Origin of the sequence: Paenirhizobium daejeonense, assembly GCF_014280875.1 — a bacterium.
GTDB lineage: Bacteria > Pseudomonadota > Alphaproteobacteria > Rhizobiales > Rhizobiaceae > Allorhizobium > Allorhizobium daejeonense.
This window is the reverse complement of sequence record NZ_JACLAL010000013.1, coordinates 25,712-40,475: the sequence shown is the minus strand read 5'-3', so window position 1 is coordinate 40,475 and position 14,764 is coordinate 25,712. Positions and strand designations below refer to the sequence as shown.

Here is a 14,764-nt window from a genome sequence, read left to right as displayed (position 1 = left end):
CGGCGGCCATGTTGAAAAGAAACCAGCTCATAGGCGCGAATTATTCCTTCCAGCACCACCCCTTCCGCTGGACCGCTGAAAAGCTCGGCGATCTGGGCTTCCGCCGGATGGAGTTCTGGGGCATCGCCCCGCATCTTGATCTCTTCTATGACACCGGCGCCCGGCTTGCGGAGGTAAAGGCGATCCTCGGCGACAACGGCTTCACGGTCCGTTGCTTCACGCCGGAGCAGGTGATCTATCCGATCAACATCGCTTCCGGCGACAGCGCTTTTCGCGCGGCGAGCGTCGAGCGTTTCATGCGGGCCGCCGACCTTAGTGCGGAACTCGGGGCAAAATACCTCTTCCTGACGCCGGGCCGAGGTTTCGAATGCGAAACCCGGGACATAGCCTGGGCGCATTCGGTCCAGTCGATCAATCGCATCGCCGCCCATGCGCGATCGCTTGGCGTCTCCTGCCTGCTGGAGCCGCTTCAGCGCCTTGAAAGCAACATCGTCACCAATGCCGAAGAACTGCAGGCCTTTTGGCGCGCGCTCGACGGCGACGATATCGACATCGTTCTCGATCTCGTCGCCATGGCGACGGCGGGCGACAGCGTCGGCGGCTATTTCGAGCGGTTCGGAAAGCGCATCGCGCATGTCCACGTCGTCGATGGCACGCCGAGCGGGCATCTGGTCTGGGGCGACGGCAACCTGCCGCTCGACACCTATCTTGCCGATCTCCAGGCTCACGGCTTCGACGGCACGCTGACCTTCGAGCCCTTCGGCAACGGCTCCTATGCGCTCGATCCCGTTTCCGCCTGGCGGCGATGCCTCGACGCCATTGGACCTCATCTCGATCAAGCGGACCAGGAATGACGAAGGCCAATCCCAAACTCATCGCCGTCGGCGACAACTGCCTCGATGCCTACCTCACCAGGGGTTTCGTCACCGTGGGCGGCAATGCCCTCAATGTCGCGGCGCAATGGCGCCGGCGCGGGCTGGACGCCCGCTATTTCGGCGCGCTGGGGCCGGACGCGGAGGCCGATATCATGCTTGGCGCCATCGAGGAGGTGGGGCTCGATCGCACCGACGTCGAAATCCGTCCCGGCGCGTCCGCCGTGACGCTGCTCACGGACGACGCCGGCGAGCGGCGCTTCCTTCTCGAATCCCTCGGCGTGGGAGAGGACTACTTCCCGAGCGCCGACCGCTACGAGGCGCTGAGGCAGGCCGATTGGGTGCATCTCGGCACCAATTCGAGCGTAAAGCTCGTTCGTCGGCTGGTCGAGGATGGCCTGCCCTTCAGCATCGATGTCTCCACGCGGCATTTCGACCTTCCGCTGGATAGGGTGCCGCTGGTCTTCGCTTCGGGCCCGGACGATCCGGCCGAGCCCGTCGAGCCGCTGATCGCGCGGTTCAGGGCGGCGGGCGCGTCCCAAGTCGTCGTCACCTGCGGCAAGCGGGGCTCCTTCTACGACGATGGCGCCGGGGTAACGGCGGCGGGCTCGGTGCCGGTCACGGTCGTCGATACGTGCGGCGCGGGAGACAGTTTCATCGCGAGCTTCATCACGTCGCGTTTCTTCGCGGACCTTCCGGGAAAGGCCGCGCTCGACCATGCCGCCGAACGCGCGTCGGAGACCTGCACCCATCTCGGTGGGTTCCCGCAGCCCATTCGGGCGATTCCCGAATGGCTGCTCGCCAAATATGACGATGTCATTCGCAGCACGCAGAGGTCCGGAACATGAATACCATCACGATGAGGCCGCCCGTCGCCGCGGCGAAGGGCGACCGTTCCTTCTGGCTCCAGAGCATCGCGGCGGATGCCGTGACGCGACCCCTGCAGGGCGGCGCGGACTGCGACGTGGCCATCGTCGGCGGGGGATATGCCGGCCTCTGGACAGCGTTGCGGATCAAGGAACAGTCGCCGGAAACACGCGTCACCGTGCTCGAAGCCGATTTCTGCGGCTCCGGCGCCTCGGGCCGCAACGGCGGCCAGGTCCATAGCTGGTTCGCCGAAATCGACATGCTGCGCGCGCTTGTCGGGGAAGACGATGCGCTGATGCTGTGCCGCGCGACCGCCAACGCGATCGAGGAACTGAACGGTCTGCAAGCCTCCGGCGCCATCGACATGGACCTGAGGCTCGACGGCTGGCTCTGGACGGCCAGTTCGACCGCGCAGGAAGGGGCCTGGACTTCGGCCGCCGAGCTCTGCCGCGCGCTCGGCGAGGAGCGCTTCCGTCCGCTGCGGCGTGACGACATCCTGCGCCGCAGCGGCTCAGCCGTCTCCTATGCCGGCATTGTCGAGGAACGGGCGGGAACGGTGCAGCCCGCGAAGCTCGCCATTGGACTGCGCGATCTAGCGCTTTCAAAGGGTATCGTCGTTCATGAGCGCAGCCCGGTTCTCGACATCGTGCCCGGCTCGAGGCCGCAGCTGCGCACCGCCGGCGGCACGCTGTTGGCGAGCAAGGTGGTGCTTGCCGCAAATGCCTGGCTTTCCGCCATTCCGGAACTGCACCCCTATCTCTATGTGGTCAGCAGCCAGGTCGTCGCGACGGCGCCCGCGTGTGACATCCTTGAGCGCATTGGCTGGACGGACGGCGCCTCGATCTGCGATGCACAGCATCATGTCCTCTATTATCAGCGCACGCCGGACGGCACGGTCATCTTTGGTCGGGGCACGGGCGGCATCGCCTATGGCGATCGGATCGATGCGCGCTTCAACCGCGGCGGCGATGGCGGCGCCGACAATATCCGTGAAATGCGCCGGGTCTATCCCGAGCTGAAGGACGTGCCGGTGCTCCACGACTGGAGCGGCCCGATCGACTGCACGGCGCAACACCTGCCGGTCTTCGGGCATCTGAAGGATCACGCGAACATTTTCTACGCGATGGGCTTCAACGGCACGGGCATCGCGCAGACGCCGGTGGCCGGTCGCATCATGGCGAGCCTCGTTCTTGGTCGCGACGATGCCTGGAGCCGCTGTGGGCTGGTCGGGCTCGACAGGCGCACGCGACTTCCGCCCGAACCGTTGCGTTACCTCGGCGCGCGGGTCGTGCGGCACGCCATCCGGCGCAAGAACGATCTGGAGATCCTCAACAGAAAGCCGGGCCCGGTCACGCGGTTCCTGGCAGGGCTCGCACCGTGACGGCGCGCGCTTCGAAATCAAACAACGGAATGGAACGATGGTCGATCTGTCGCTGAGAAACATCCGCAAGGCCTATGGTGACATGGAGGTCCTGCACGGGATCGATCTCGATATAAAGTCGGGAGAGTTCATCGTCTTCGTCGGTCCGTCGGGCTGCGGGAAATCGACCCTGCTGCGCTCGATCGCCGGCCTGGAGACGATAACCTCCGGCGACCTCGTCATCGATGGCGCGCGGATGAATGCCGTTGCCCCCTCCAAACGTGGCATTTCAATGGTGTTCCAGTCCTATGCGCTCTATCCGCATATGACTGTTTACGAGAACATGGCCTTCGGGCTGCGCATCGCGGGAACGCCGAAAGCCGAGATCGATGCACGGGTGCGCAGGGCCGCGGAAATCCTACAGCTCGACAAATACCTGCAGCGTCTGCCGAAGGCGCTTTCCGGCGGACAGCGGCAGCGGGTGGCGATCGGCCGGGCCATCGTGCGCAATCCGCGGGTCTTCCTGTTCGACGAGCCGCTGTCAAACCTCGATGCCGCGCTACGCGTCGCGACCCGCATTGAGATCGCCAAGCTGAAGCAGAGCATGCCCGATGTGACAATGATCTACGTCACGCACGACCAGATCGAGGCAATGACGCTGGCGGACCGCATAGTCGTCTTCAAGGACGGCTACATCGAGCAAGTTGGTACGCCAACGGATCTCTACCGCAAACCGGCTAACCTTTTCGTCGCGCAGTTTATCGGCTCGCCGGCGATGAATATTCTGAAAGGTGAGGTCATCGAGCGCACCGAGACATCGGCGCGCTGCCAGCTCGATTGCGGCGTCGAACTTGAGCTGGCGATGGAACCCGGCAGGCTCTCGAGGGGTGAAGCGGTCAGCATCGGCATTCGACCGGAAAACACGCGGATCGCCGATGGCGATGGATCCGGCCCGACGTTTGCCGGAACAGTAGATCTTGTCGAGCATCTCGGCGAGGTGCAGATTCTATATCTGGATCTGCCCGGCGCCAGGGAAAAATTCCTTATCAAGGTGGACGGGGAGCTTTCCTACGCGTGCAAGGAGAATATCCGTGTCACAGCACGCCTGCAAGACATTCACGTCTTCGATCCTGAGGGCAATGTAGCAGACCATAAGAATGCAACTGGCGAAGTCATGCCGCATCGTTGATGTCGGTCTTACGACGTCGGGCATTCTTAACGGAACGCGCATTGACCAGGATTACCTCAAAGCCCCGCTCGTGGCACCGCAAAATCGGAGCCATGCGGGTCATGGGTGAAGATGCCAAAGGCGCGGATTGGCATGTCGTCACTGTCCGGATTGGTCGCCGCCATAGGCATCGGGACCCGATGTCGATGGCGGCTGCGCCCGGGTTCATGCCGGCGAGGTTCTGCGGAGCAGGTGATCTTGTCTTGGGCATGGCTTTCCCTTCTCCGGTTCTTGAGGGGCTGCGCTGCGCAAAGTTCGTCATTTTTCTAACCTGTCGCGCCGCGAAAGCCGCGGCGCGACTCTCCACTTCGCAATGGCCCGTGCGCCGCTTTTTTAACGGGGTCGAACGTGGTCAGCCCCCTGAAAAGTAGTCCTTCTTGAAGTATGGCTATCGAGCCGGGAAAGGACACTGAAATGGGAGGGGCAATCGATGGCTGAAGCGATTGGTTCGATAGGCGTGACGGAAGCTACATACTACCGGTGGCGGTCTGAAGCGGCGGCTTGAAGGGCGATCAGGTGAAGCAGCTGAAAGAGCTGGAGGCCGAGAATGCCCGGCTCCGGCGTGCTCGTAGCCAAGGCCTTGCGGAAATGAATCGCTACCGTGGTGCCAAGACCGCCGACATCATGCCGGTAGCCCGTGGGAAAACGGCTATTGCGAGAGCTTTCAATTCGAAACTCCGCGATGAACTACTCACTCAATGGAGAAATCTTCCACACGATCAAGGAGGCAAAGATGCTCATCGAAAACTGGCGACGTCACTACAATACCGTGCGGCCGCGCTCATCGCTGTGCCCCAAGCCACCGGCACCCCAAACGACTATCTGGCCTCGCCAGAACGGACCAACCTCAACACCAGCCGTGGCCAGATTCCAGCGACAATAGACTTCCCGACGTTGAACGTTCTTTTATCGGTCCCTTCCTTTTTCTCGCAATGGCCCGAATTCAGGGCCTTGGTTGCAGCTGAATGACCGACCGCGCTGGTTCCCGCGAAGGCCGTTTTGGAAGGTGATGTTCATATGCAGGCGCGCCAGTGACGGGATTGTCGAACGATGAATTGCCAAGGCCTCGCGCTTCTGCGGAGATCAGGTGTTTCGAGGGCGCCGTGTCCGAACAGTGAAATGGCGGGGACCGACCTGTCGCTCCACGCTCTCCGATATCGGCGAAACAGTCTGGGTTTGATCGCCGCAACGGGTGAGCGGCGGAACAAATCCTGCTGAACGGGAAACAAACGCGCTTCCCACAAGTTCTATCTCGAAGAACCAGGGCACGCGCAGCCTGACGATTCAGGAGACCGATCATGCCGCAGACACCTGAACAGCAACCTGAAGTGAAGAGCGCCAGACGACGGTGGCGAGTGGGCCTCGTCCTTATCGCAGCGTGTGTCGCCGTACTCGTTCTTTGGATCTTGGGCAGGTCATCACCCAACGCCTCCGTAACGTCCCCGATAGGCGGCGGTCAGGTCGGCACCTTTGACAATAATCCTCCGGCCGGCGCCGGCAGTCCCACCGCCACGGACCGGGACCCGACGCCCGAAACCAGCACCGTCAATGACAATACGAATCTTCGCGGCGAGGACAGGACCGCGATACCCGTGATCTGGCCGCAGGGCCAGGTCCCGATCACCGATGGCAGGCCGGGGCGGGCGGGCGATGTTGCCGAAGTTATTGCCTTCCTCGCAAGCGACAGGGCCCGCCATGTGACGGGAACTCCGATCTGGGTCGATGGCGGACAGGGGCTCCTGCGATAGTCGTCCAGCTCGGAGCAGGCCTTGCCCTTCTCGCCGGGCTTCGCAGAACCGGTCGAACGCCGGTAGCGCGCCGGGTAACAAGGAAGGTCTGGCCATTTACTTTTCCGGACCTGGTTCGATGAGGAGAATGATCATGATCGAAGAAAACGAACACACCCGCAGGGTGATGACTTCTTGCGACAACACGGACGTCTCCAGCGCGTGCAGGATCGTCGTTCGGCCCGGACGCGGGGCCCAATTTCCTGTTGTCCTCATATCCGAGCGGCAAGGCCGATGAGGGAGCCTCCCATCGCAGGCGACATCCTGAGCGCCTACAAGAACAAGCGGGACTTCCGCAGCACCCGGGAGCCGAGAGGCAAGACGCACGTGATGCCGTCAAAGCGTCCACGTTTCGCTATTCAGAAACATGACGCCACACGCTTGCATTATGATCTTCGACTGGAGTTGGACGGAGTATTCAAGTCCTGGGCTGTCACAAGAGGTCCGTCGCTTGACCCTCGCGACAAACGTCTCGCCATCGAGGTGGAGGATCATCCGCTGGACTAAGGTGATTTTGAGGGAACCATCCCGAAGGGCCAGTATGGCGGCGGTACTGTCATGCTGTGGGACCGGGGTTACTGGGAGCCAGAGGGAGAGGGTTCCGCATGGCGACAGCCGTGGCGCCGCTGTCTCCGCGTGCCCGGCCAGGTGCTACAGTCTCGATGCCGCTTACCTGGAGCCAGGTCAGGGTCGATCTCGATCCCAAACGCTTCACAATTCGAACTGTCCCCGCACTCCTTCGTAAGATGGCTGCGTGGTGCGACTATAACGCCGGTGCGTGTCGTCTGGAGCCGGCGATCAGGAGCCTTGCAAAGGCAAGGAGGGCGACATGATCAGGGGGGAAAGGTTGCCTTTCCGCCTGCTGTCGGAAAAGTCATAACAAGGAGAGAACAAGAGGAAACAGGGTGTTCCGGGCGCGATGCAAACAACCGCAGTCGTCGATTGTCGGTCTCCCGGTTCTGTCCTGCTCCTCTGGATTACATCCATGGATGGTGGCATTTCACGAAAGCCGGGAAAGAACGGTTTTTTATATTTTACCGCAGACGGCCATCGCGTACGCGAGCGGAGTGAACTGGCTCGTTTTGCGGCCCTCGCCATACCGCCCGCCTACGGGGATGTGGTGATTTCGGCCGATCCGAATTCCCGCCTGCAAGCAATGGGGACGGATGCAAGGGGCAGGCGGCAATACATATATCATCCCGATTGGGCGGCAGAGCGCGACAAGGCCAAGTTCGACAACCTCGCACGCTTTGCCCAAAGCCTGCCCGACATCAGGCAGCAGGTTGACCGGGACCTGCGCGCGCGCAAGATTTCGCTCGAAAAGGTTCTAGCGACCGTGGTGCACGTCCTGGACAATCTCTATATCCGCGTTGGAAATGAGCGATACGCGAGCCTAAATGGTTCCTTCGGCCTTACCACCTTACGAAATAGACACGTGAAGATCGAAGGTTCCCTCGTGAAGTTCCGCTTTCGCGGCAAGTCCGGCAAGGAGTGGAATATCTCGCACACCGACAGACGCCTCGCCGCCGTCCTCAAAAGACTGCAGGAGTTGCCGGGGCAGAACCTCTTCCAATACCTCGACGATGACGGTTCCCCCCGGCAACTGACCTCTCAGGATGTCAATGATTATATCCGTGCGGCATCCGGCAAGGACTTCACCTCACGACAGTTTCGCACATGGGCCGCCACATGTATGGCCGCTTTCGCGCTTGCTGCCCTGGAGGCTGCACCTGGCCGACGCGAAAGAGCTCACCAGATTAACTCGGTTATCGATGGGGTCGCCTCAAGGCTGGTGAACACGCGTTCTGTTTGCAGAAATTCCTACATCCATCCACGCGTGTTCGAGGAGTTCGAAGCAGGAACGCTTTCTCGAATGCACAATATGGGTAGGGCCCGCAGTATCCGCTTGCTGGACTGGATGGATGGCGACGAAATCTCTGTGCTGACGTGGCTTTCGACGCCGCCGGGATGAATGCGGCGGCCTGGCCGCGTTTCATGCAGTGTATCACCCGGGATGTAGCCAGACCGGGAACTCGAGGGGCAGCACCTGCGTTCCACCGCAAGGAAGGAAACTGATCATGGATACCAGAGATCGATTGATCCTTGCGCTCGCGAGTCTCCTCAAGGCGGAGCGTGAAACCCGCAGCCTGGTTATCGAAGCCCTGGAAGATGGCTCCATCACGCGCGAAGTTCTTCTCGCAATGCTGTCCGATCCCGTTCCCGTCGTGACAACGGCTGATCTCGCCTTTTCCGAAAGGCGTGCGGACACGTCCGTCTCCGGCAGGAAAAGGCAATAAAATGGCTCCGCACCTTTCCTCGGTTACATGTGCGGTCGGTATGTCGACCGCAGAGAGGACCCGCTTTGTTCCGCTGCCGCGGATGCGCAGGCCCCTGCCGTTGGGCATTAGCCCGCTGCGATGCAGGTTTAAGGAACGATTTCGTCGCCTCCTCGTTTGGTCATATCAACGATGAGAGGAATGACCATGTCGTCCAGCGCTGGCTTCGCATTATTTGCGGCATGCAGATCAACGCAGTGCTGTTCAGTCTGGGAGCTGTCATTGTCCTGGTCAACCCTGCCACTGCAGGCAATGCGAAAATTTGGATTCCTCTGATGGTCCTGTTGAGCTTGGTAATCGCGCCACGGCTGCGATTGAGATACTGGCGATGGCGGCGTCGGCGCGGCGATGTGATCTCAGGCTGAAGACCAGTAACGGCCGTATCGAATTAAGCTCTCTCCAAAGGCGAGTTGGCGTCGCTGACAAAGCGTGGCCAGGGTTTAACTATGGCCCCCTGTCTCCCGCTATCCTTTTGAAAATATTTGCGGAACAATTCGTCATGGCTGCGGTTCGGTCAGTGTATGCCTTCAACTCAAAGAGAGGAACATCCATGAATAGACTTTTGTTAGCATTAACCTTTGCGGGTGCCTGCAGCATTGCCGCATTTGCCCAGACCACGACCACACCACCGGCGAACGATGGCGAAACCCCCGCGGTTGCCACGCCTGACGGTAATAATCCCACCGCCCCCGTGGAGGGTGCCAACAGCTTTACCGAGGAGCAGGTAAAGCAGCGCCTGACCGATGCCGGCTTCGTCGACATCACCGGTCTCAAGCTGGATGACAAGGGTGTCTGGAGGGCAAGTGCAAGCAAGGGCGGCAAAGCCTTCATGGTCGCGCTCGACTATCAGGGCAATATCGTGACCAACTAATCAAGGAGAGAGCTATGAAGACCGTTACCGCACTGTTCGATGACTACTCTGATGCCAGCGTCGCCGTAAACGCACTAGAGGCACGAGGTTTTCCGTCCGAAGATATCAGCATCATTTCCAATTATACCGATCGTTCGCAAAATGAATCGAATGCAGCGCAAGGTGCCGGCACGGGAGCCGGCATTGGTGCGGCAATCGGTGGAGTTGGAGGGTTGCTGGCAGGTCTCGGGCTGATGGCGATTCCGGGTGTGGGACCCGTGGTTGCAGCGGGTTGGCTTGCCGCGACGGCGACTGGTGTCGCCGCAGGTGCCGTGGCAGGTGGAGCAGCGGGGGGACTGATTGGGGCATTGACCGACGCTGGGATCTCGGAGGAACATGCACATGTCTATGCGGAAGGCGTTCGTCGGGGCGGGACGCTTGTTACCGCACGGGTCGACGAAAGCCGCTATATGGAAGCACAGGAGGTCTTGCGGGCATCTCACTTGGTCGATCCGGCGGCCCGCCGCGCGTCCTACGAAAAGGAGGGATGGTCGCGGTTCGATGAAAGGCTCGACCCTTACAGCTCGGCGGAAATCGAGCAGGAACGTCTCCGCTACCGGCGGTAACCGGGCGAGATAGGGGCCGGCTCCGCCGGCCCCTATTCGTTTGGCACCTGGGAAATGGAGAGGTTTTCAATTTCTTGGACGAGCAATTGCGGGTCAGATAGGGCCGCCATGATCGCCGCCCCACCCGACAGAAGGATCACCCCAAGGCTTGCGGTATCGCTGGTTGGACGGATCCGATCCTCGCCTGAAATCCTGGTGGGTGGAGTTGCCGGAAGAAAGGCTCGATGAAGAACTGCATTTCCTGAGATCGGAAATCTACCGTTGGGACGCCGATCCGCCAGTCAAGTACCTGACGGCCCTCGACAGGTTAAGAGCGGGCTCATGAGCTATGCCTAGTGATTTCGGCCCATGGCAACGTGGTGAACATGCATGCCCCGGCTTGTGGGTGAGAACCTCCGGCAGCGGGTTGGGTCAGTGGAACCCTGACCCGATGCTCACCTTAGCGGCCCGCTCTTCCGGCTTCGGTCGTTTCGGCTCGGATCTCGCAAGATCCTGCATCAGCGAAATCATCGCCATCTCGAGACAATAGGTCGAGAACTCGAGATTCATCGTCTTGGCCCGCTGGCAGGCGTAAGACACCATCCGCCCCAGGGCGAGCAGATCTTCCTCGTCGCCCGCCTCAGTTACCTCAAACACCCGCATATCGGCCTCTCGCAATGTGCGTCCGGACGCAGCACCATGCCGCGTACCAAAATTAGAGCACACAGGGCGTCACGCGAGCGTCACACGGGTGTGACGTGATACAGAAGGGATTGAGCCTTTAGGGATGCTTTGCGTCGCCGGCGGTAGCGGCCGCCTTGCCCAAACCTTCTTCCGCCTCCGCGAAAGCCTTGACCAGGGCAACGACCTGCCGACGGATATTCTGGTCCTTGATCTTGAAAAAAGCCTGGTTGAGCGCAAACCCGTCCTGCGACGTCAGGAAGGTCTGCAACTCGCTGGCTTCGGATTTCTGCTGCCCCTGGGGCGGAATGGCTGCTCCCGGCGCGCTGTGGAAAAAGAAGGCCGCGTCGACACCAAGGATCTTTGCGATTGCCTGAAGGCGCGATGCCCCGACGCGATTGGTGCCCTTCTCGTACTTCTGGACCTGCTGGAACGTTATTCCCAACTGATCGCCGAGGGCCGACTGACTGATACTTAAGATCTTGCGGCGCAGCTTGATCTGCATGCCGACGTGAACGTCGATGGGATTAGGGATTTTGGTCGACATGTCTATTCCTCATTCTGGCAACGCCAGGCGACGATATCCTCGTTGAGAATTTTATGAAAGTACAATCTATCGATGCAGGAGACTACACTAAAGTGTTACGCTTTCCCGTAAGATGGGCTTGTCCATAACCGGTGAGTTTCGTTGCCTGCTTATAACCTTGGACGCGCAACGAAGGGCACCATTGCGGCTTGCGAGACGGCTCCATCCGGAAACGGGAATGACATCGTAGCTTAGCTCCTCCCATATCCTTATATTTGCCCGGTCATAGTCTTCAAGGGGCTCCAGATCGCCGAACTGGGGTAGCCACACCAGCGGCTTCTGGCGCCCCGGGCGCAGTCCGTTCTCCACGAGGAGATTGTTGTAGAGCCGCGGCAGGCGTTTTCCGCTATCGGAGGTTATTACAAGAGGGATCGGGTTGCGAAGAACTGCGAAGCCCTGACGGATCAGATGGGTCACCGAGGCATCCAGTTGACGCCGCAGATTGACTAAAAGGCTGTTTTCCGGACTTGCCGGTGCGTCTGGTTCGCCGACCAGCAGCAGCGGTCGGCCACCGCGTTCCAGGCCGGTCACAGAGACGAACTGGTCGACATGAAAGCCCACCTGATGAAGGCGACCGGAGAATGGGACGGTTCCCCCGGTGTCCGTGAGAGATATCGGTGACAGGTCCGCCACCTGATAGCCGAAGATCCTGATGGGGCGATGATCCACCTCGGTGAGGATGGCCGGCCCTTGAAGACCCGCGGCATCCCCGGTTTGAAGGCCGTTCGTCTTCATGCTCGACCACCCGACCAGCCGGAAGTCCGGACCGACAAGCTGGTCGCCGCCGGCAAGATCGAACGCGACAGGGACAGTGCCTGCACCGATAGCACGCGCCAGATGACTGGCGACCGCATTGTCCGGCCTCGACAATATCTCGACGGCTCCGGTGTCGTGCGTGCGCACGTGGAAAAAGTCCTGGATCCACGGGCTGGGAGCGCCGCCGGTGTTACCGCCAACCGGGATCAGCGCCAGCGAACATGCCAGTTTCAACCGGGCCAGCCATGTCTTGGCCGCAGGAAGTGCGTTTGAGCCTACGACAACAAATGCAATCACCTCCTCGGGAAGTGCGGCGATCATATTGCCAATCGGCAGCAGGAGGCCGTCGTCGCTGCCGCGAGCGCTATCCACCAACGCGTCAGGAACGGCGAAAGCGACCTGCTCGATAAGGCCGCCGCAATCGGCGACCAATGTCGGCTGCCGGCCCGAAGGGTGCATGAAACCTTCCTCTCTCAACGCAGGCGGTCGGCGAGATTTTGAAAGAAAATCGTATTCTGCAACGACCAGCCAACCGGTTGCAGTCCGGGTAGCGGATCGTCTCTCAGGGTCTCCAACAATTCAAGGGCGTCCGCACGTTTGACCGACCTGGCATTCTCGGCAAGAGTCCGCGCCATCTCGATCCCGAACCCCGCCTTTCCGGCAATCGACTTCCAGGTTCGCCCGGAAAAATGTAACGCTCTTGCGGCCTCCATCAGGGATGCGGTACCGGCGGGTTCCATGCTGGCAGAAAGCCCCTCGATCGTTGCCTCGGCATCGACAAGAGCAATCGTCACGGGCCGATATCCAAGCTCCCGAGGAGCATGGCTGACGGCGACGTCTGCATCCGACACCCTGTCTCCCGACTGGTAGGATTGGAAAATCTCGCCGATGCCGGTCATGCCGAAAGCCTCACATTCGGCTGCCCGTAGCGCTCCCATACTGGCCGCGCCGAATACGGCAACCCCCTGGGAGAGAGCGTAAAGGATCTCCTTGTGCCAGACCGCAGCGCAATCGCCATAAAGCCCGTCAATGAGGCCGATTCGTCGCGCACCCTCGTGCGTTGCCGTGAGAATATCTCCGGCGGCGGCCGGCGGCCGGATGGAGAAGTTGTAGCGGGGTGCGAGATCCAGGCCATAGGTCGAGGGACCGGCGAAGACAATTGTTTCCATCGATCTAGGGTTCCATGAACGCGTTCAGCGCGCTGACGGAGAAGCGGCTTATCGATCTAGTTGAAGACGAGGAGAGGCCGCTTGCCAGAACGCGCGCGACCTTGATGCCCGGTTCCCCGCTTTCAAGCGGGAATACGTATATGTCCTCCACCCCGCTTGCCATGAGATGGGCTGCGAGGTGCTGCCAGCGCGCTCCGGAAGCGCCCGCCGAGATAAGCTCGCCCCCTTCGGGCATCATTGCCGGCAGCGTCGTTTCTTCTTCCCGAATGGATGCGGCGAGCTTGCCGCGATAACGGCCGGTGGAAAGGTCGTCGCGCGCGCCGCTGATGTCGGTGAGCCGCGACTGGACCGCTTCAAGAAGAGCGGCCGTTACAGCCTCGAAGGGGTTGAGACGGCAGGCCACACCGGCAGCCGTCCGCATTCCCGGACCATCCAGCGCCACAAAATGCCTTTCGATGCTGGCCATGACGACCGGCACACCGTTTCCTGTTGTCAGGTCATGGAACTCTGCCCTCAGTTCCGCCTTGTCGAGGCGATCGATCAAACCATCCAGGGACGGGTCAATACCAGGCGGAATGCTCACCCTGCGTGTCCTGACGGAGCGGGTGTCCATCGCATCGATCAGAAAACAGGCGTCGTGTTCTATGAGTTCGAGAAGCGCATGCAATATGGTGCGATCGCAATCGAAGCCGGCTGCAAGTCCGAGCGAACTCATGTGAAACGCCCGCCGGTCCCATGGGAAGCCTGCGCGGAAGTCGAGGCCTATGAGCTCGTAGGGTGCAAGCACGTCCTCTCCGGTTCGAACGGAAAAACCTCGCACCCACGCCCGTTCCCGGTCCTGATCGAGGCAATCGACATCGACGCGGGAAAGCCGTCCCAGCGGAACTGTGGACGTGTGCCGCGCCGACATGGTTCTGACAGAGCCATATTCGCAGACATGACGTTGCGTATCTTCGGCGACGGCGCCCTCGATCGCTTCCATGATGGCCGACAGGCGTGCCTGCCTGATGGTGATGCCTTTGCCCTGGGAAACGGAAAGGCCTCGAGAATTGGGGCGAATGGCAAACCAGACCGGAATACCGATCGTGTCCAGTCCGGTTATGTCGCCGACACGCGTGATCCCGAAGCGCCTGAGCGTCTCGGGAGCCGGTTCCGCTGGCTCGAGCGCCTCTGCGCAGTCGGGGCCACCGATTTCCACGCCCGCACCGCTCGCTTCGATCGTCACTTACGGAGTTGTGTTGGGCGTGTCGGACAGAATTGCCTCAAACAGGTCGCCGGCCGCCGTTCCGCTCGGGCCGACAGCGCGAAGTGCAGACTCGATCGGAAGCTGGATGACGCGGTTGAAATCCCACCCCGCATCGACCACTTCGCCGACGAGTGTGAAATCCGCTTCCGAAACCGTGGCTCCGCCGGAAATCAGCGCCTCGATGCCCTGGATCTGGACCTCGTCGAGCGCTGTGTCGGGCTTGCCGTCCTGGCTTGCCATCATGGCCTTGGCCTTCGCGGCAATCCGGGCGTAGCCGTCGACGCCTGGATGACTGGCCTCATAGGCGGTAATCACCTCGTGAGACACCGTTGCGGCGCGAAGCGGCGATGTCCTCAAAACGAGCACACCAAAACCCTTCTTGCCGATGACGTAGAACTGCGAATTCGTCATGGTAAAAAAC

General features: G+C 60.9%; 15 protein-coding genes and 5 pseudogenes. 14 read left to right on the top strand and 6 right to left on the bottom strand.

Annotated elements, in window-relative coordinates:
- Positions 1 to 8: 8 nt before the first annotated feature.
- From H4I99_RS22900 to H4I99_RS22845, 14 genes and pseudogenes are all read left to right on the top strand, one after another.
- Positions 9 to 854 carry a sugar phosphate isomerase/epimerase family protein gene (locus H4I99_RS22900; RefSeq protein WP_163897461.1) on the top strand — a complete coding sequence of 282 codons (846 nt, stop codon included), beginning with the start codon at positions 9 to 11 and terminating at the stop codon, positions 852 to 854.
- Positions 851 to 1,720: a PfkB family carbohydrate kinase gene (locus H4I99_RS22895; protein WP_163897463.1), complete on the top strand. Its 870-nt coding sequence runs from the start codon at positions 851 to 853 to the stop codon at positions 1,718 to 1,720. The genes H4I99_RS22900 and H4I99_RS22895 overlap by 4 nt, the downstream gene beginning before the upstream one ends.
- On the top strand, positions 1,717 to 3,120 hold the full coding sequence (locus H4I99_RS22890; protein ID WP_163897465.1) for an NAD(P)/FAD-dependent oxidoreductase: 1,404 nt from the start codon (positions 1,717 to 1,719) through the stop codon (positions 3,118 to 3,120). The genes H4I99_RS22895 and H4I99_RS22890 overlap by 4 nt, the downstream gene beginning before the upstream one ends.
- Before the next feature lie 37 nt (positions 3,121 to 3,157).
- Positions 3,158 to 4,288: an ABC transporter ATP-binding protein gene (locus H4I99_RS22885; protein WP_163897467.1), complete on the top strand. Its 1,131-nt coding sequence runs from the start codon at positions 3,158 to 3,160 to the stop codon at positions 4,286 to 4,288.
- Positions 4,289 to 4,781: 493 nt separating this feature from the next.
- A pseudogene (locus tag H4I99_RS24605) lies at positions 4,782 to 4,886 on the top strand (transposase); the annotation flags it as partial.
- A gap of 70 nt (positions 4,887 to 4,956) precedes the next feature.
- Positions 4,957 to 5,296 (top strand): annotated as a pseudogene (locus H4I99_RS24600) (integrase core domain-containing protein); the annotation flags it as partial.
- 569 nt (positions 5,297 to 5,865) lie between these two features.
- Positions 5,866 to 6,075 (top strand): annotated as a pseudogene (locus H4I99_RS24380) (SDR family oxidoreductase); the annotation flags it as partial.
- A 288-nt stretch (positions 6,076 to 6,363) separates the two neighbouring features.
- A pseudogene (locus H4I99_RS22870) lies at positions 6,364 to 6,717 on the top strand (DNA polymerase ligase N-terminal domain-containing protein); the annotation flags it as partial.
- A gap of 2 nt (positions 6,718 to 6,719) precedes the next feature.
- Positions 6,720 to 6,947, top strand: coding sequence for a non-homologous end-joining DNA ligase LigD (gene ligD, locus H4I99_RS24840; RefSeq protein WP_425314407.1), 228 nt, complete (start codon positions 6,720 to 6,722; stop codon positions 6,945 to 6,947).
- Positions 6,948 to 7,099: 152 nt separating this feature from the next.
- Positions 7,100 to 8,086: a DNA topoisomerase IB gene (locus tag H4I99_RS22865; protein ID WP_342345177.1), complete on the top strand. Its 987-nt coding sequence runs from the start codon at positions 7,100 to 7,102 to the stop codon at positions 8,084 to 8,086.
- Between the two features lie 106 nt (positions 8,087 to 8,192).
- Positions 8,193 to 8,411: a hypothetical protein gene (locus tag H4I99_RS22860; protein ID WP_163897472.1), complete on the top strand. Its 219-nt coding sequence runs from the start codon at positions 8,193 to 8,195 to the stop codon at positions 8,409 to 8,411.
- Between the two features lie 589 nt (positions 8,412 to 9,000).
- Complete coding sequence (locus H4I99_RS22855; RefSeq protein ID WP_163897474.1) at positions 9,001 to 9,321, top strand: PepSY domain-containing protein; 321 nt, start codon at positions 9,001 to 9,003, stop codon at positions 9,319 to 9,321.
- A 14-nt stretch (positions 9,322 to 9,335) separates the two neighbouring features.
- Complete coding sequence (locus H4I99_RS22850) at positions 9,336 to 9,926, top strand: general stress protein (protein WP_163897476.1); 591 nt, start codon at positions 9,336 to 9,338, stop codon at positions 9,924 to 9,926.
- A gap of 154 nt (positions 9,927 to 10,080) precedes the next feature.
- A pseudogene (locus tag H4I99_RS22845) lies at positions 10,081 to 10,251 on the top strand (3'-5' exonuclease); the annotation flags it as partial.
- A gap of 86 nt (positions 10,252 to 10,337) precedes the next feature.
- Here the strand turns inward: H4I99_RS22845 and H4I99_RS22840 are convergent.
- From H4I99_RS22840 to H4I99_RS22815, 6 genes are all read right to left on the bottom strand, one after another.
- Positions 10,338 to 10,562 (bottom strand): hypothetical protein, encoded by a 225-nt coding sequence (locus H4I99_RS22840; protein WP_163897099.1) that lies wholly within the window; start codon positions 10,560 to 10,562, stop codon positions 10,338 to 10,340.
- 124 nt (positions 10,563 to 10,686) lie between these two features.
- Positions 10,687 to 11,133: a helix-turn-helix domain-containing protein gene (locus H4I99_RS22835; protein ID WP_163897478.1), complete on the bottom strand. Its 447-nt coding sequence runs from the start codon at positions 11,131 to 11,133 to the stop codon at positions 10,687 to 10,689.
- Positions 11,134 to 11,220: 87 nt separating this feature from the next.
- Positions 11,221 to 12,387, bottom strand: coding sequence for an agmatine deiminase family protein (locus tag H4I99_RS22830; RefSeq protein ID WP_163897480.1), 1,167 nt, complete (start codon positions 12,385 to 12,387; stop codon positions 11,221 to 11,223).
- A gap of 14 nt (positions 12,388 to 12,401) precedes the next feature.
- Positions 12,402 to 13,097 (bottom strand): TfuA-like protein, encoded by a 696-nt coding sequence (locus tag H4I99_RS22825; RefSeq protein WP_163897482.1) that lies wholly within the window; start codon positions 13,095 to 13,097, stop codon positions 12,402 to 12,404.
- A 4-nt stretch (positions 13,098 to 13,101) separates the two neighbouring features.
- Positions 13,102 to 14,322, bottom strand: coding sequence for a YcaO-like family protein (locus H4I99_RS22820; RefSeq protein ID WP_246225523.1), 1,221 nt, complete (start codon positions 14,320 to 14,322; stop codon positions 13,102 to 13,104).
- Positions 14,323 to 14,754, bottom strand: coding sequence for a hypothetical protein (locus H4I99_RS22815; protein WP_163897484.1), 432 nt, complete (start codon positions 14,752 to 14,754; stop codon positions 14,323 to 14,325).
- Positions 14,755 to 14,764 lie beyond the last annotated feature (10 nt).